General features: G+C 55.3%; 15 protein-coding genes. 3 read left to right on the top strand and 12 right to left on the bottom strand.

All coding sequences use genetic code 11. From position 1 onward, the window contains the following. The 12 genes from fabZ to rpsB all read right to left on the bottom strand — a co-directional run bounded on the left by fabZ (position 1) and on the right by rpsB (position 12,529). Entirely contained in the window at positions 1 to 504 is a 504-nt protein-coding gene (gene fabZ / locus KHU29_RS17340) for a 3-hydroxyacyl-ACP dehydratase FabZ (protein WP_211454178.1), read from the bottom strand. Beyond that, the gene (gene lpxD / locus KHU29_RS17335; protein WP_211454177.1) at positions 497 to 1,564 is read right to left on the bottom strand and encodes a UDP-3-O-(3-hydroxymyristoyl)glucosamine N-acyltransferase; all 1,068 of its coding nucleotides are present in this window, start codon (positions 1,562 to 1,564) and stop codon (positions 497 to 499) included. The genes fabZ and lpxD overlap by 8 nt, the downstream gene beginning before the upstream one ends. A 32-nt stretch (positions 1,565 to 1,596) precedes the next feature. Continuing rightward, complete coding sequence (locus tag KHU29_RS17330; RefSeq protein ID WP_211454246.1) at positions 1,597 to 2,073, bottom strand: OmpH/Skp family outer membrane protein; 477 nt, start codon at positions 2,071 to 2,073, stop codon at positions 1,597 to 1,599. Between the two features lie 135 nt (positions 2,074 to 2,208). Then, positions 2,209 to 4,587 (bottom strand): outer membrane protein assembly factor BamA, encoded by a 2,379-nt coding sequence (gene bamA / locus KHU29_RS17325; RefSeq protein ID WP_211454176.1) that lies wholly within the window; start codon positions 4,585 to 4,587, stop codon positions 2,209 to 2,211. A gap of 60 nt (positions 4,588 to 4,647) precedes the next feature. Next, positions 4,648 to 6,015, bottom strand: coding sequence for an RIP metalloprotease RseP (rseP, locus tag KHU29_RS17320; protein WP_211454174.1), 1,368 nt, complete (start codon positions 6,013 to 6,015; stop codon positions 4,648 to 4,650). Between the two features lie 35 nt (positions 6,016 to 6,050). Next, the gene (ispC, locus tag KHU29_RS17315; RefSeq protein ID WP_211454171.1) at positions 6,051 to 7,220 is read right to left on the bottom strand and encodes a 1-deoxy-D-xylulose-5-phosphate reductoisomerase; all 1,170 of its coding nucleotides are present in this window, start codon (positions 7,218 to 7,220) and stop codon (positions 6,051 to 6,053) included. Between the two features lie 6 nt (positions 7,221 to 7,226). After that, positions 7,227 to 8,051 carry a phosphatidate cytidylyltransferase gene (locus KHU29_RS17310; protein WP_211454170.1) on the bottom strand — a complete coding sequence of 275 codons (825 nt, stop codon included), beginning with the start codon at positions 8,049 to 8,051 and terminating at the stop codon, positions 7,227 to 7,229. After that, the gene (uppS, locus tag KHU29_RS17305; protein WP_211454168.1) at positions 8,051 to 8,839 is read right to left on the bottom strand and encodes a polyprenyl diphosphate synthase; all 789 of its coding nucleotides are present in this window, start codon (positions 8,837 to 8,839) and stop codon (positions 8,051 to 8,053) included. Before uppS ends, KHU29_RS17310 begins: the two co-directional genes overlap by 1 nt. A gap of 55 nt (positions 8,840 to 8,894) precedes the next feature. Continuing rightward, complete coding sequence (gene frr / locus KHU29_RS17300) at positions 8,895 to 9,455, bottom strand: ribosome recycling factor (protein ID WP_211454166.1); 561 nt, start codon at positions 9,453 to 9,455, stop codon at positions 8,895 to 8,897. A gap of 130 nt (positions 9,456 to 9,585) precedes the next feature. After that, positions 9,586 to 10,302: a UMP kinase gene (gene pyrH, locus KHU29_RS17295; RefSeq protein ID WP_211454164.1), complete on the bottom strand. Its 717-nt coding sequence runs from the start codon at positions 10,300 to 10,302 to the stop codon at positions 9,586 to 9,588. Between the two features lie 248 nt (positions 10,303 to 10,550). Next, the gene (gene tsf / locus KHU29_RS17290; RefSeq protein WP_211454162.1) at positions 10,551 to 11,432 is read right to left on the bottom strand and encodes a translation elongation factor Ts; all 882 of its coding nucleotides are present in this window, start codon (positions 11,430 to 11,432) and stop codon (positions 10,551 to 10,553) included. A gap of 341 nt (positions 11,433 to 11,773) precedes the next feature. Beyond that, on the bottom strand, positions 11,774 to 12,529 hold the full coding sequence (gene rpsB / locus KHU29_RS17285) for a 30S ribosomal protein S2 (RefSeq protein WP_211454161.1): 756 nt from the start codon (positions 12,527 to 12,529) through the stop codon (positions 11,774 to 11,776). 330 nt (positions 12,530 to 12,859) lie between these two features. Here rpsB and map point away from each other — a divergent pair, with 330 nt between their 5' ends. The 3 genes from map to KHU29_RS17270 all read left to right on the top strand — a co-directional run bounded on the left by map (position 12,860) and on the right by KHU29_RS17270 (position 17,054). Further along, positions 12,860 to 13,678: a type I methionyl aminopeptidase gene (gene map, locus KHU29_RS17280; RefSeq protein ID WP_211454159.1), complete on the top strand. Its 819-nt coding sequence runs from the start codon at positions 12,860 to 12,862 to the stop codon at positions 13,676 to 13,678. A gap of 12 nt (positions 13,679 to 13,690) precedes the next feature. After that, entirely contained in the window at positions 13,691 to 16,243 is a 2,553-nt protein-coding gene (locus KHU29_RS17275) for a [protein-PII] uridylyltransferase (protein WP_211454157.1), read from the top strand. A 64-nt stretch (positions 16,244 to 16,307) separates the two neighbouring features. Beyond that, complete coding sequence (locus KHU29_RS17270) at positions 16,308 to 17,054, top strand: pseudouridine synthase (RefSeq protein WP_211454155.1); 747 nt, start codon at positions 16,308 to 16,310, stop codon at positions 17,052 to 17,054. Positions 17,055 to 17,211: the final 157 nt, after the last annotated feature.

Genomic DNA, 17,211 nt, shown 5'->3' with positions numbered 1-17,211 from the left:
TCACGCTGACGGAGGGGCATCCACGACAGACGGTGCCGCGCCGGGGCTGACAGCACTACGCATGGTGCACATGAACTCGGCTTCCACCGCCATTTCGCCGTCAACGCTGGCGACCGCCTTGTATTTCCAGATGCCGCGCACTACGCGCACGATCTCGACCTGCAGCTTGATCTGGTCGCCAGGTTCGACCGGTCGGCGGAAACGGGCTTTGTCGATGCCAAGGAAGTACACCACGGTATTTTCATCCGGCTTGCGGCCTTCGGTCAGAAACGACAGCAAAGCGGCAGTTTGCGCCAACGCCTCGATGGTCAGGACGCCAGGCATTACCGGTTTGTTGGGGAAATGGCCGTTGAAAAATTCTTCATTGATAGTGACATTCTTGATCGCGGTGATCGACTTGCCACTTTCCCAATTCAATACGCGATCAACCAGCAACAGCGGATAACGATGCGGCAGGTAGGTTTTGATCTGATTGATATCTAGCGTTTGGTTTGGACTATTCATTATCTTTTTGGGTAAGCGGTTGCGACAATTGTTTGACGGATTTTTCCAGAGACCGGATTTTCTCACGCATTGTATTCAGATTGCGTACCAAAGCGGCAGATTTTTCCCAATCGCCATGTTTCGCGATCGGATAAAAGCCGGTGTATTGGCCCGGCTCGGAGATCGAGCGCAACGCCAGCGTACCCGCTGACACGTGCACATGATCGACGATGGTAATGTGGCCATGGATCATGGCAGCCCCGCCTATCGAGCAATATTTGCCGATCCGGGCGCTGCCGGCAATGCCGGCGCACGCCGCAATCGCAGTATGCGCGCCGATATGGCAATTGTGAGCGATCTGGATTTGATTATCCAGCTTGACGCCCTCTTCAATCACGGTATCGGCTAAAGCGCCGCGGTCGATGGTGGTATTGGCGCCGATTTCGACGTCGTCGCCGATCAGTACCCGGCCGGTCTGAGGAATTTTGACCCAGGTTCCACCGTCGTTGGCAAAGCCAAAGCCGTCGGCGCCGATCACTACGCCCGAGTGGATGATGGCGCGCTGGCCAATCTGACAAGCGTCATAAATGGTGACGTTAGGATACAGACAACTTTCTGCAGCGATGCTGACATCGCGGCCGATCACGCACCCGGCGCCGATCCGGACGTTCTCCCCTATCGAGGCGCCAGCGCCGATAACCGCATTGGCGCCGATATAGGCGGTCGCGGCAATTCGGGCGGCAGGATCGACACTGGCTGCGGGATGAATGCCGGGAATCACAGGAATTGCATTTTTTGCAGCAAAAAACTGCGCCGCCCGCGCAAAATACGCATAGGGATTGGCCGCAACAATACGTACACCATGAAAGTCGGCGCCGACCACGGCATCATCCGCCGCAGACAAAATGATAGCTGCCGCCTGCGTTTGCGACACCTGGGGGCGAAACTTGGGATTGGACAGGAAGGTGATCTGTGATGCGCTGGCGTCGCTTAACGGCGCGATGCCGGATACCTGGGTATCCGCATCACCGATCAGTTGGCCACCCAAGCTTTCGACCAGTTCTTTTAGCTGAATGGTCATATAGTGGCCCTGATTAACTCACTTCAGAATGGTTATTTATTGAGGATTTTCAATACTTTATCGGTGATATCGATACGCGGGCTGACATACACTCCGCCTTCCTGAAACACCATATCGTATTTCTCGGCTTCAGCGATCTGCTTGATCGCCTTGGTCGAGCGCTCCAGAACAATCGCCAGTTCTTCGTTGCGGCGCTGGTTCAGATCTTCGCGGAACTCACGTTGCTTACGTTGAAAATCCTTGTCCAGATCGCTCAACTCGCGTTGACGCTTGATCCGCTCGGATTCCGAAATCACGGCCGAATCCTTGTCGAGCTTGTCTGCCATGCTTTTCAGGCGGGTAGCCTGATCTTGCAGATCCTTGTCGCGCTTGGAAAACTCGGCTTCGATCTTGGTTTGTGCGGTCTTGGCTGGAATCGCTTCGCGCAAAATGCGCTCGCTGCTGACGAAGGCGATTCTTGAACCTTCATCTGCATGCGCCGGCGCTGCCGACAATAAGCACATCGCCATCAAACCGGCCGATGGTAATAATTTAATAAATGGTTTTATTAGAGATTTCAACACTATTCTCCGCAATTCAAATGATGCAACTTGTGCATTATGCCACGCTTGCCGGGATCTGCAATTGTGCAGCATCCCGACGATTTAAAAGCCCGTGCCTAACTGGAATTGGAACGACTGCTGCTTGTCAGTCGGCTTTGCATTCAAAGGCTTACCGTAACTGATCTTCAAAGGACCGATAGGCGACACCCAGCTCAAACCGATACCGGTAGAATAACGCAACTCGTTCAACTTCATCGGGGCCTTGTCGGCATACACCTGGCCGCCATCGAGGAAGGTGAACCAGCGCAAGGTACGATCGGTGCCGGAACCCGGGAACGGGAATTGCGCTTCCAGGTTACCGAATACCCGCGAGGCGCCACCCATCGAATCGCCGTACTGGTCGACGTTGGTGCCGACGCCCAGTGTCGAGCCTTCAAATCCGCGTACGGTGCCAATGCCGCCTGCATAGTAGTTCTTGAACACAGGGTAAGGCTTGCCGCCTATACCGCGCCCATAATCGAGTTCGCCGTTCATCGCCAATGTCACGGCGTTGCTGAACAACGGCTGGAAGTACTGGTGCTGATAACTGGCGCGGTAATAGCGCAAGGTCCCGACTGCGGAAACTTCGAGAGAGGCGCGCTGGTAACGTCCTTTGGTCGGCACCAGCGCACTGTCGCGGCTATCGCGCTGCCACGCTGCCGTCAGCGGGAAACTGTTGGTGGATGCCGATGCCGGGTTGGCCAGCACGTTATAACCCAAACCGCTCGGGACCAGATGTCCGTTACCGAAGTCGGTGACAAATTGCTGGTAAAGCAGCGGGCTGGTCGCGTCGGCCTTGACATTGGTGTTTTCCACACCGACGCCGAAGAATACCGTATCCAGTTCCGAGAACGGCACGCCGAATTTGATATCGCTACCGATGGTCCGTACTTTGTAGTCACCGGTCGTGTATTGCGATGGCCGCACGGTACGGTAGTAAACGTCGTAGGTACGGCTGATGCCGTCATCGGTAAAGTACGGATTGGTCTGCGACAGCGCAATCACCCGCGAGTAGCTGCTGGTATTGACGTCGAGGCCAATGGTGTTGCCGCTGCCGAAAGCATTCTGTTGCTGGATCGAACCTGACAAGCTCAATTTATCTGTCTGTGAGAAGCCGGCGCCAACCTGGATATTGCCCGTCGGTTTCTCGGTGACCGCCATGTTGATATCGACCTGGTCGGAAGTGTTTGGCACTTCAGGCGTTTCAATCGCCACATCCTTGAAATAGCCAAGGCGGTCAACCCGGTCGCGCGAAAGCTTGATCTTCGAGCCGTCGTACCAGGAATCTTCAAACTGACGGAATTCGCGGCGCACTACTTCATCGCGCGTCTTGGTGTTACCCGTAACGTTGACATGGCGTACATACACGCGCTTGCCGGGGTCGACCAGAATGGTAAACGCCACTTCTTTCTTTTCCCGGTTCAATTCCGGATTGGCGTTGACGTTGGCGAATGCGTAACCGAAATTACCCAGGCGTTCCGACATCTTCTTGGTGCTGTTGTTGAGTTTTTCGCCGTTGAAGGTATCGCCCTTTTTCAGCATAAGCAGCGACCGCAGTTCAGCTTCGCGGCCAAACATCTCGCCTTCCAGCTTGATGTCGGAAACCGTGTATTTCTCACCTTCATTGATATTGACGGTGATGTAGATATCTTTCTTGTCCGGCGTAATCGAGACCTGGGTCGACTCCACCTGCATCTCGATATAACCGCGGTTCAGGTAATACGAACGCAGGGTTTCGATATCGCCCGAGAGTTTTTCTTTAGCGTACTGGTCGGCCTTGGTGTACCAGGTAAACCAGCCTGGCGAACGCAATTTTATCTGGTTGCGCAGGGTGCTATCGGAAAATGCCTTGTTGCCGACGAAGCGGATTTCCTTGATGCGCGATACTTCGCCTTCATCCACCGCAAACGTCACATTGACCCGGTTACGCTCGATAGGCGTGACGGTAGTGGTCACTTTCATGCCGTACAGTCCGCGTGACAGGTATTGCTTCTTCAATTCCTGCTCAGCGCGATCAACCTGCGCCTTATCGAAAATACGCGATTCGCCAACGCCGATTTCTTTCAGGGCCTTGGTCAGCTGGTCTTTATCGAATTCCTTGATGCCGGAAAAATCGACACCGGCAATCGACGGCCGCTCTTCCACCATGACCACCAGCACGTCGCCTTCAGACTCGACCCGGACATCCTTGAAGAAGCCGGTTGCATACAGAGCCTTGATCGCCGCGGTACCTTTTTCGTCGGTGAAGGTTTCACCGACGCGCACTGGCAGGTAACTGAAAACGGTGCCTGCCTCGGTACGTTGAATACCTTCAATGCGGATATCCTTGACCACAAACGGTTGCACCGCGAGCGCCTGGCCGGAACACACGGCAAAGGCTGCAGCAGCAATCAAACGACGGGGAAGAATCGACAAAGGGAAGTGCTCGGAATGTAATTTCATTAGCGATCGTTTTTTATCAATGTCCTTGTCTGCCACGATTGTCAGACAAGAGAGCGGAACTTAAAATATGAGCCGAACGATGTCGTTAAACATGGCGACTATCATTAACGTCATCAAAATACCGATACCCGCGCGCTGTGCAATTGCACCAACTCGCTCGGGAATGGGACGTCCAGTCAAAACTTCCAGCGAATAATACAGCAAATGGCCACCATCTAGAACCGGAATGGGCAGCAAATTCATGACGCCCAGACTGATGCTGATGAAGGCGATAAAGCTCAGATAGCTGAATGCACCGATACGCGCAGTCTGGCCTGCGTAGTCGGCGATGGTAATGGGACCGGTGATATTTTTCCAGGAAACCTCGCCAATCACCATTTTACCCAGCATCTTGAGGGTCAAGATACTGCTATCCCAGGTCTTCATTGCTCCCTTGGCAAGCGCTTGCAGCGGCGGACTGCTGGCCAGGATCATTTCCGGCATCATAGGCATTTCGACCTTGATCACGCCGATTTGCTCATCTTTGCCTGCTTGCGCTTGCGGCGTCACGCTCAGGGTGAAGCTAGCGCCGTTGCGCAAACCTGTCAGGCTCAGCGCCTTGCCCGGCGCTGCCTTCACCTTGTCGATGAAGGCGATGCCATCGGCAACCGGCTCGCCATCGACGCTGGTGATCAGGTCCCCTTCATGCAAACCAGCCTTCATGGCAGGGCCGTCCGGGATGATTTTGCCCAAAACCGCCTTGGCGCGCGCCAGCTTGATGCCTAGCTTGCCGAGAAAATCGCCTTCAAGATCTTGCGCCGCCAGAGCATCTATCGGCAAACTGACCGTGTCGAGCAGTTCGCCGCCCGAAGGGCCGGGATTTGAGCGGCGGACGTCGAGTTTGATCGGCGTCTTGTCGATCACTCCCTGCAACACCTTCCAGCGCAGATCGGACCAGGCCTGGATCGGTTCGCCGTTCACGGCGGTAATCAATTCGCCGCCGCGCAAACCGGCCTGGTAGGCCGCGGTCTGCTCGGCAACGGCGCGTACTCTTGGCGTCGGCTCCATCTCGCCATACATGTACAAACCGGCAAATAACAAAATGGCAAGGGCAAAATTGGCCAAAGGCCCGGCTGCCACGATCGCCATGCGCCGCCATACCGACTGGTTGGTAAATTCGCGCTTCAGCTCTTGCGGTGACAAGCCGGTTACGTCTTGCTCGCGAGCATCGAGCATCTTTACATAACCGCCCAAAGGCAGGATGGAAACGGCCCACTCGGTTTGATCCGGACCGAAACGGCGCGAGTAAACGATCTTCCCCATGCCCACCGAAAAACGCAGCACTTTGACCCCGCACAAACGTGCGACCCAGTAATGGCCCAGCTCATGGATGATGACCAGAGAGCCAAGTGCGACGACAAATGCGAGGATTGTTTGCAGGAAGGCCATTAATTACTATGAGTTGCCAGGTAGTTGCTACGAAATCAGGAAATCAGGGAATGTACCGTTTGGCGTGCAAGACGATCCTGCTCAAGCAACAAATCAATATCGCTTACAGCACACAGCGGCACCATATCCATGGTACGCGCTATCAGTTGATCGATCATGCGGAAGCCGATTTTTCCATCTAGAAAAGCTTGGACAGCAACTTCATTCGCCGCGTTCAATACTGTTGCGGCAGAACCGCCGGCTTGCAACGCATCATACGCGAGTTTCAGGCAAGGAAAACGCTGCAAGTCGGGACGGGAAAATTGTAACTGGCCGATCACGGTCAGATCGAGCGGACTGACGCCGGACGCCATCCGCTCCGGATAGGCCAGCGCATGGGCAATCGGCGTGCGCATATCGGGATTGCCCAATTGCGCCAGGACCGAGCCGTCAACATAAGAAACCATGGAGTGGATCACGCTTTGCGGATGGATCACCACCTCGATCTGGCTGGCAGTGGCGCCGAACAGCCAATGCGCCTCGATGACTTCCAGGCCTTTATTCATCATGGTCGCCGAATCGACTGAAATCTTGCGCCCCATGACCCAGTTCGGATGGGCGATCGCTTCCGCCGGCGTAACTGATTCCAGGGTCTCCACCGCCCTGTTCAAAAACGGGCCGCCAGATGCAGTCAGCAGGATTTTCTCGACGCCGAGCGCGGCCGGCTGGCGCTGATAGCCATGCGGCAAACACTGGAATATCGCATTGTGCTCGCTATCGATAGGCAACAACAAAGCGCCGCTCTGCGTCACCGCATCGATGAACAGTTGGCCGGACATGACCAGGGCTTCCTTGTTGGCCAACAGGATTTTTTTTCCGGCCCTGGCAGCGGCCAGCGTAGGCGCCAGACCCGCAGCGCCGACAATAGCGGCCATCACAGAATGACAAGCCTCGGCGCTGGCAACCTGGCATAGCGCGGCTTCGCCATACAGCACTTCAATCGCAGGCGCCTTTGTGCGCAGCAAGGCGCTCAGCTGCCGGGCCGCTGCCGCGCTGCCGACCACCGCTACCTGCGGTTTGAACTGCAGGCATTGCTCCGCCAGCTGCTCGACCCGGCTGTGTGCAGTCAGGGCATACACCGAATAGCGTTCGGGATGGCGCGCGAGCACATCCAGCGTCGACATGCCGATCGATCCGGTGGAGCCGAGAATAGTAATATTTTGCATACTGACCTAAAACCAAAAACTCAATAACGCGGCCAAGGGTAGCACCGGGATCAATGCATCGACGCGATCCAGCACGCCGCCGTGGCCAGGCAACAGATTGCTGCTGTCCTTGATGCCGGCCCGCCGCTTCAGCAGGGATTCGAACAAATCGCCGGCCACGCTGGCAGCCACCAATACGGTCATCGCTGCCAGTAATCCGGCCCAGCCCCAGGTTGCCAGCAAACGCATCGGGAAAGTCTCTGCCAGCGCCGGCGCCAGGCTGAAGCCGAACGCCATGAGCAATACCAGAATCCAGCCGCCAAGCGCCCCTTCCCAGGACTTGCCTGGGGAAATCGAAGGCGCGAGCTTATGGCGGCCGAAGGCTTTGCCGGAGAAATAGGCGCCGATATCAGCCACCCAGACAATCACCAGGACTGACAACAAATACATGGGCGAATGATGAAACAGCACCACAATCGCCAGGAAACAGCCAAAAATCGCGATGGCGTAACTGCCGGCGACCAGCCGGTTGCCCACGCTCGCCAGGGGCGGCAAGCCCAGGCCTAACGACGGCACAAAGCGCAAGCACCAGATGGCCACGCACAGTACAAACAATAAACGAATATCGGGGCCGCTGCCGAAGGCCATGATAGCCGTGAACAAGGCCAGGCCAGCTAGTCCCCAGGCGAGAGCCGCTTTGCCGGAAGCGCCGAAGATCCTGGCGCTTTCCCAGATCGCCGCAGCAAAAAAGAGCGTCGAGACGACGGCGAATGCCGGAAAATAATTGAAGTATAAAATCGGCAGCAAGACTGCCAACAAGAGTAAGGCCGTGATGACACGCGTCCTCAGCATCAGGAAGCCTGTTCCAGCAATTGCGCGCTGGTGCGCCCGAAGCGGCGCTCCCGTTGCTGATAAGAGGCTATTGCCTTGTCCAGCTCTTCAGCGCCGAAATCCGGCCAATAGGTATCGGTGAAATACAGCTCGCTATACGCCAGCTGCCACAGCAGGAAATTGGAAATACGCTGCTCGCCGCCGGTACGGATAAACAGATCCGGCTCAGGTGCATAGGCCATGGCCAGGTGCTGCGCCAGTTCGTCTTCGGAAAACACATCGGGATCTTGTTCGGCGGCGGCAGTCCCTGCTGCACCTGCTGCACGACGGGCGGCCAGCATTTTTTGCACCGCCTGCATCACATCCCAACGGCCACCGTAGTTGGCGCAGACTGTGACTGTCATTGCGGTGTTGCCGGCGGTTTTACGTTCGGCGTTGTCGATCATTGCCTGCAGCTTGGTATCGAAACGGCTTAAATCGCCGACGACTTTCAGGCGAATGCTATTGGCGTGCATCTTGCCGACTTCGCGCTCCAGCGCCACCATGAACAAACGCATCAGCAACGATACTTCGTCGGCGGGCCGGCGCCAGTTTTCAGAACTGAAAGCGAACAGCGTCAGGTATTCGACACCGCGCACGGCACAAGCTTCGACCACCGCGCGCACTGCCTCGACGCCCTTGCCGTGACCGGCAACACGCGGCAAAAAGCGACTGGTCGCCCAACGGCCGTTGCCGTCCATGATAATGGCAACGTGCCGTGGCACCGTCGGGCTGGCTGGCAGCGCTTGCGTTGAACTTGTGTGGGCCATAAATAATGAAGTAAAAAAATAGAGAACGACGTGGAGAGCGGCAGCGCAGCTCCGACTACACCGTCAGGATCTCTTTTTCTTTATCGATCACTTGCTTGTCAATTTCCGCCACGGCCTTGTCAGTCAGTTTCTGGATTTCGTCCTGTGCACGACGCTCGTCGTCTTCTGAACATTCCTTGTCCTTGACCAGTTTCTTCAAGCCTTCATTGGCATCGCGCCGGATATTGCGAATTGCAATTTTTGCATCTTCCGCTTCGCCTTTGACCAATTTCACCATTTCCTTGCGACGCTCTTCTGTCAGCGGCGGTGTCGGTACCCGGATCATCTCGCCTTGGGTCGATGGGTTAAGGCCCAGATCGGATTCACGGATGGCCTTCTCGACCACTGCGATCATTTTCTTTTCAAATGGCTGCACGCCGATAGTACGCGCATCGATCAGCGTCACATTGGCAACCTGGCTCAGGTTGGTCGGGCTGCCGTAGTACTCCACGGTGATGTGGTCGAGAATCCCGGTGTGGGCACGGCCGGTACGTACTTTTGCCAGATCGGCGCGCAAAGTCTCAAGCGACTTTTGCATTCTTGATTCGGTATTCTTTTTAACATCAGCAATACTCATGCTGCTCTCCTAATCGAAAACTTTAAAACGAAACTTTAAAACAAACTTTAAAAATTAATTACTTCGTACTTATTTGCGTAACTCATTTACGTAACTTATTTACGTAAACATTATAAATTACACAAATAATTTAAACGTGCACCAAAGTACCTTCATCTTCACCCATGATGACCCGCTTCAGCGCGCCCGGCTTGACGATGGAGAATACCTTGATCGGCAGTTTCTGGTCGCGGCACAGGGCAAATGCGGTGGCATCCATGACTTGCAGATGCTTGGTGATCGCCTCATCGAAAGTGATGTGCGAATAGCGGGTTGCCGTTGGATCCTTGTTTGGATCTGCGCTATACACGCCATCAACCTTGGTCGCCTTCAAGACGATTTCCGCGCCGATTTCCGAACCGCGCAATGCCGCTGCAGTATCGGTTGTAAAAAACGGATTGCCGGTACCCGCTGCAAAGATGACAATTTTATCTTCTTCCAGATATTGCAGGGCTTTAGGCCGCACATAAGGCTCGACTACCTGTTCGATGCTGATCGCCGACATGACACGGGCCGTGAGGCCTTTTTGCCGCATGGCGTCTGCCAATGCCAGCGAATTCATCACGGTTGCCAGCATTCCCATATAGTCGGCGGTGGCGCGATCCATGCCTTGGGCGCCCGGCGCTACGCCGCGGAAAATATTACCGCCGCCGATCACGATCGCCAGTTCAACGCCCAACTCGGCCACTTCGGCGACGTCGGCAACCATACGGTCGATCGTCGCCCGATTGATGCCATAGGCGTCATCGCCCATCAGGGCCTCACCGGAGAGTTTCAGGAGAACACGCTTATAAGCTGGTTTTGTCATGGTCTGGGCCCCTTGTGGCTTTCCGATTGATTCACATTTGTATTGGTCAATGCCTGGACTGCAGCGCCATTGTCAGGCCAAACCGCAGCAAAATCCACTATCAGCGCGATTTAGAATAATCGGCGCCGATTCCTGCGACTTCCCCCGCGCCGGATATGGAGCGGAGATTCAGGGCATTCCTTAGTCTTTGGCCTGGGAAGAAAATTCCTCAGAACCAAAAAAACGGGCCTTTCGGCCCGTATTCTTGCTTACGCCTGCTTGGCCGCAGCAACCGTCGCTGCAACTTCTGCAGCGAAGTCATCTTGTTTCTTCTCGATGCCTTCACCGACTACAAACATGGTGAACGATTTAACGCTGGTGTTAGTTGCCTTCAGCATTTGCTCAACAGTTTGCTTGTCGTTCTTGACGAAAGTCTGGTTCAGCAGGGAAACTTCCTTCAGGAATTTCTGTACCGAACCTTCAATCATCTTGGCTGCGATGTCTGCCGGCTTGCCGGATTCAGCTGCCTTCAAGGTTGCTACCGAACGCTCTTTTTCGATCAGATCGGCAGGTACTTGATCCGACGACAACGAAACCGGCTTCATCGCAGCGATGTGCATGGCTACGTCTTTACCGACTTGTTCGTCAGCGCCGTCGAACTCAACCATCACGCCGATACGTGTGCCGTGCAGGTAGGAAACCAGCTTGGCAGTAGTGTCAAAACGTGTGAAACGACGAATCGACATGTTTTCGCCGATACGGCCGATCAAGGCAGCACGGGTTGCTTCAACGGTGCTGCCGTCGAGTGGCAGAGCCGACAAGGCAGCTACGTCTGCAGGGTTGTTTTCTGCGACCAGCTTGGCGCAAGCATTTGCCAGGCCCAGGAAATCGTCGTTCTTGGTAACGAAATCGGTTTCGCAGTTAACTTCGACCAGGGCGCCAACGCCGCCGGCGATATAAGCTGCAACTACGCCTTCAGCTGTAACACGGGAAGCAGCCTTGGAAGCCTTGCCACCCAGTTTTACGCGCAGAATTTCTTCTGCTTTGTCCATGTCGCCGCCAGCTTCGGTCAGCGCTTTTTTGCATTCCATCATAGGCGCATCAGTCTTTGCGCGCAGTTCGCCTACCAGTGCTGCTGTAATTGCCGCCATACTATTCTCCTAGCTCAGTTGATGCTGTTCTGCCGACCTGGTCACCGCTGTACAGTGCGCCCAATCATCAGTTTTCCAGCACCATCATTCAAAATATATTCGGGTAAAAAATAAGCAAGTAATGCTGTAATGCTGATACAAAAAAAGGGGCAACGCCCCCTTTTTATTCTGAAGTATAAGAACCTGTTCATGATCTTACTGCGCGGACGTGATTTGGCGCTAAACGGTGCTCGAAATCCTCATGTACTGATGTACATTCCGGTTTCTCCGCGCCGTTTATCACCAACTGACGCCCGCTCGCTACAGATCCTAAACAGGTTCCAAGACCTCAGATTCAGGGTTTAAGCCTGATCGTTAACTTCAACGAATTCGTCGCCTGCCGCGCCTTTGATAGCTTCGACCACGTCGTTCACTGCATTGGCACGACCTTCCAGGATCGCATCGGCAACGCCGCGAGCGTACAAGGCGATTGCCTTGGACGAGTCGTCGTTACCAGGGATAACGTAAGTCACGCCGTCTGGTGAGTGGTTGGTATCGACCACGCCGATAACCGGGATGCCCAGCTTGGCGGCTTCAGTGATTGCGCCCTTGTGGTAGCCGACGTCGATCACGAAAATTGCGTCAGGAATGCCGCCCATGTCCTTGATGCCGCCGATAGCTTTTTGCAGCTTGATCAGCTCACGCTGGAACATCAGGCCTTCTTTTTTGCTCAGCTTCTCAACCGAACCGTCTTCAATCGAAGCTTCCATTTCTTTCAGGCGCTTGATCGATGTCTTGATGGTCTTGAAGTTGGTCAGCATGCCGCCCAACCAGCGTTGGTCAACGAAAGGCGAACCCGAACGTGCTGCTTCGGCAGCAACGATTTCGCGCGCTTGACGCTTGGTGCCGACAAACAGGATGTTGCCACGGTTGGATGACAATTGGCGAATGTACTTCATCGCCTCCTGGTACATGCCAAGGGTCTTTTCCAGGTTGACGATATGAATTTTGTTGCGGTGACCGAAGATGAACGGCGCCATCTTTGGGTTCCAGAAACGAGTTTGGTGACCGAAATGGACACCGGCTTCCAGCATTTCACGCATTGTTACTGACGACATAATTTTCTCCAGGGTTAGGTCTGGAACCCGCCCAGTCACCGTAGTTGCCGTATTACACATTGGCAAAAAACAGCACCCTTTTCGAGCGGATTCGCGCTTTTAAAACATAGAATTAACAACACAAACAACGATATAGCCCAACAACAATTCGAGCTAACCCAAGATTGTACCCTAAAACCCCGGACTTCTTCAAGCGCCGCGAGGCATATCTTTAAGCGCATCTTGTTGGCGTCGTTTATAATCGTCTCCTGACCGAATCCAGGCGTTTTTGCCGCTTTTGCAGCGCCTTTTGCTAAAGAATTCACCGAATTTTCTCGATTTCCCTATCTTATGACCTCTATCTCCATAAAAACTGCTGAAGATATCGCCGGCATGCGCGTCGCCGGCAGGCTTGCTTCGGAAGTGCTCGATTACATCACGCCCTTTGTCAAAGTCGGCGTTACCACCGGCGAGCTGGACCGCCTGTGCCACGAATACATGACAAATGTGCAAAATACCATCCCCGCTCCCCTAAATTATTGTCCGCCTGGCTATACGCCTTATCCGAAAGCCATCTGCACTTCGGTCAATGACGTCATCTGTCACGGCATCCCTGGCGACAAGGTACTGAAAAGCGGCGACGTCGTGAATCTCGACATCACCGTGATCAAGAACGGCTATCACGGCGACACCAGCCGCATGTTTTATGTCGGCGAACCATCGATCATGGCCAAGCGCCTGGGCGACATCACCTATGAGTGCATGTGGCTGGGTATTGCCAAGATCAAACCGGGCGCGCATCTGGGCGATATCGGCTATGTGATCCAGCAGCACGCTGAAAAAGCCGGCTACAGCGTGGTTCGCGAATTCTGCGGCCACGGCATCGGCAAGGTATTCCACGAAGAGCCGCAGGTATTGCACTATGGCCGTCCCGGCACGCTGGAACGACTTGAGGCCGGCATGATTTTCACGGTCGAGCCGATGATCAACGCCGGCCGCCGCGACATTCGCGAAATGGGCGACGGCTGGACCATCAAGACCAAGGATCGCAGCCTGTCGGCGCAATGGGAGCACACCGTGCTGGTCACCGAAACCGGCTACGAAATACTGACCGTATCCGCGGGTACGCCGCCACCGCCTGCCTTTATCCAACAAGCAACCGCCGCCTAAGCCAAAGAAGACATGACGACCCTTGCCGCGACTCTCAAAAATCAGCTTAAGACCGAGCGGCAAACCATCATCTCTACCTTCCTGGCAGACGGCAAACCAGGTGAGCTGTTAACGGCGTTACGGCGCAGCGTCGACATCGCCCTGACACAAGCCTGGAAAATGCTGGAAATGCCGCCCAGCGCGGCGCTGGTAGCAGTTGGCGGTTATGGCCGCGGCGAATTGTTCCCGCATTCTGACGTTGACGTCCTGATACTGCTGGATGCCAGCCCTGACGCCGAATTACGCGCAACACTGGAACAACTGGTACAGCTGTTCTGGGATATCGGCCTCGAAATCGGCCATAGTATCCGCACCGTGGACGAATGTCTGAGCGAATCCGCTATCGACATCACGGTCCAGACCAGCTTGCTGGAAGCCCGGCTGGTGAGCGGCAATCAGCCGCTGTTCTCGCAACTGCAGGAACGCTGCAACGCCGCCATGGATCCCTGCGCCTTTTTCCAGGAAAAAATCCTGGAAATGCGCCAGCGTCACGTCAAGTATGAAGATACGCCATACAGCCTGGAACCGAACTGCAAGGAAAGCCCGGGCGGCTTGCGCGACCTGCAAGTCATCCTGTGGGTAGCGAAGGCTGCCGGCCTTGGCGAATCGTGGCCCAAGCTGGCCAAGCGCGGCCTGATCACCGCGGCCGAAGCACGGCAGCTGTCGCGCCAGGAGCGCGCTTTCAAGGATATCCGGATTCGCCTCCACATCTACACCAATCGCCGCGAAGATCGCCTGGTGTTCGATGTCCAGACACCGATCGCCGAATCGCTGGGTTTCGAGACCACGGAAACCCGCCGCGCCAGCGAATACCTGATGCAGCGCTATTACTGGGCCGCCAAGGCAGTGACCCAGCTCAACACCATCTTGCTGCAGAACATTGAAGTACAGTTGTTTCCGCAGCCGATGGTGCCGCAACGCATCAATGACCGTTTCAACCAGCTTAATGGCCTGATCGACATCGCCCACGACAACCTGTTTAAAACCACGCCGTCGGCAATGCTGGAAGTGTTCCTGTTGCTGGCCCAGCATAGCGAACTGAAAGACATGACCGCGCGCACCCGGCGCGCCCTGTGGCATGCGCGCGTAAAGATCGACAACAGTTTTCGGCGCGATCCGGTGAACCGCTCGCTGTTCATCCAGATCATCCAGGCGCCGCAAGGAATTACCCACGCACTGCGCGGCATGAATGACACCAGTATCCTGGGCCGTTACCTGCCTAACTTCCGGCGCATCGTCGGCCAGATGCAGCACGACCTGTTTCATGTCTACACGGTGGACCAGCACATCATGATGGTAGTGCGCAACGTGCGGCGCTTCACGATGAGCGAACATGCGCATGAATACCCGTTTTGCAGCCAGCTGATCGCCAATTTCCCGCGTTCCTGGCTGCTGTATGTAGCCGCCTTGTTCCACGACATCGCCAAGGGCCGCGGCGGCGATCACTCTAAACTGGGCATGACCGACGCCCTGCATTTCTGCCAGCACCATGGCTTGTCGGCGGAGGATACCGGGCTGGTGGTGTTCCTGGTCGAGCATCATCTGACCATGTCGCAAGTGGCGCAAAAGCAGGATTTGTCGGACCCCGAAGTAATCCTCAACTTTGCCAATACCGTCAAGGACGAACGTCATCTGACTGCGCTGTATTTGCTTACCGTGGCCGACATACGCGGCACCAGCCCGAAAGTGTGGAACGCCTGGAAAGGCAAGTTGCTGGAAGACTTGTACCGTATGACGTTGCGGGTACTTGGCGGTGAAACGCCGTCGGCCGATCGCGAATTGAAAAATCGCCAGGAAGAAGCGTTGAAAACCCTGCGCCTGTACGGTTTGCCGCAGGATGCCCACGAACATTTGTGGCAGCAACTCGACGTCGCTTATTTTTTGCGCCACGACGCCTCCGACATCGCCTGGCAAACCCGTTCCTTCTACAACCAGACCGACAGCGCCGTGCCGATCGTCAAATGCCGCCTGGCGCCGATCGGCGAAGGTTTGCAGGTTGCGGTCTACACCAGGGACCGGAGCGACCTGTTCATCCGTATCTGCAGCTATTTCGACAGCAAGAATTTCAGCATCCTCGACGCCAAGATCCAGACTACCAAGCATGGCTACGCGCTCGATTCTTTCCTGATCAGCGCACCGCTGTTTGCCAAGCATTATCGCGACATCATCAATCTGATCGAGCATGAACTGACCCTGTTGCTGCAAGCCGACGCTCCCCTGCCGGCGCCATCCAAGGGCCGCCTGTCGCGTCTGTCGCGCACCTTCCCGGTGACGCCGACGGTCGATCTGCGGCCGGACGAGCGCGGCCAGTATTACCTGCTGTCGATTACTGCCAACGACCGCACCGGACTGCTGTTTTCGGTTGCCAGCGTGCTCGCCAAGCACAAGATCAATTTGCACACCGCCAAGATCATGACGCTCGGCGAGCGGGTCGAAGACGTGTTCCTGGTCGACGGTAATGCGCTTAATCATGCGCGCTTGCAGATCCAGCTTGAAACGGATTTGCTGGATGCATTACATATCTAACTACATACATATCTAGTCTGCCCTGTAGTTTTGTTTTTTATATTTTTCTTATTTTTTGCACTCCATGACCGAACCATTACGCCTTTCCAAACGCATGTCAGAACTCGGGCTATGCTCGCGCCGCGAGGCCGACGAGTGGATAGCTCGCGGCTGGGTCCGGGTTGACGGTATCGTCGTATCGGAACTCGGCAGTAAAGTACTGCCGAGCCAGCGCATCAGCGTAGAACGACAAGCCGCGGCCGAGCAATCGAAACGCGTCACCATTCTGATCAACAAACCGGTCGGCTACGTCAGCGGCCAGGCTGAAGACGGTTATCAACCGGCTGTGGCGCTGGTCAAGGAAGCCAATCACTGGAGTGAAGACCGCTCACCGACCTTGTTCCACCCCACTCAGCTGCGCAGCCTGGTGCCAGCCGGCCGGCTCGATATCGATTCAGTCGGTTTGCTGGTGCTGACCCAGGATGGCCGCATCGCCAAGCATCTGATCGGCGAAGAAACCAGCGTCGACAAGGAGTACCTGGTGCGGGTGCGCTATACCAAGGGCGACAAGCTGCCCGATGCTGAGTTGCGGCGTCTTAATCATGGCCTGACGCTGGACGGTAAGAAACTCAAGCCGGCTATCGTCAAATGGCAGAATGAGGATCAGTTGAGCTTTACTTTGCGCGAAGGGAAAAAGCGCCAGATTCGCCGCATGTGCGATATGGTTGGGCTTAAGGTGCTGGGGTTGAAACGGGTGCGGATTGGTGGTGTGAAACTAGGGAATTTGCCTGAGGGGCAATGGCGTTACCTGGGGGCGGACGAGCAGTTTTAAGATAATGTCAGAGTCAAAGCCAGAAGGAATCGGCGCGTGTCAAGATAGTTGTCGCCTGACTTATGCAGCCAATCGATCTATAGAAAGGTTGGCCAATTCAGCTGCGACGACTGAATCCCGTTCTGGATTGAGCGTGACGGCTTGAATCGGTTTCCAG

This window comes from Collimonas antrihumi (assembly GCF_018304965.1).
Taxonomy (GTDB): Bacteria; Pseudomonadota; Gammaproteobacteria; order Burkholderiales; family Burkholderiaceae_D; genus Collimonas; species Collimonas antrihumi.
This window is presented reverse-complemented; position numbering and strand designations above follow the sequence as displayed.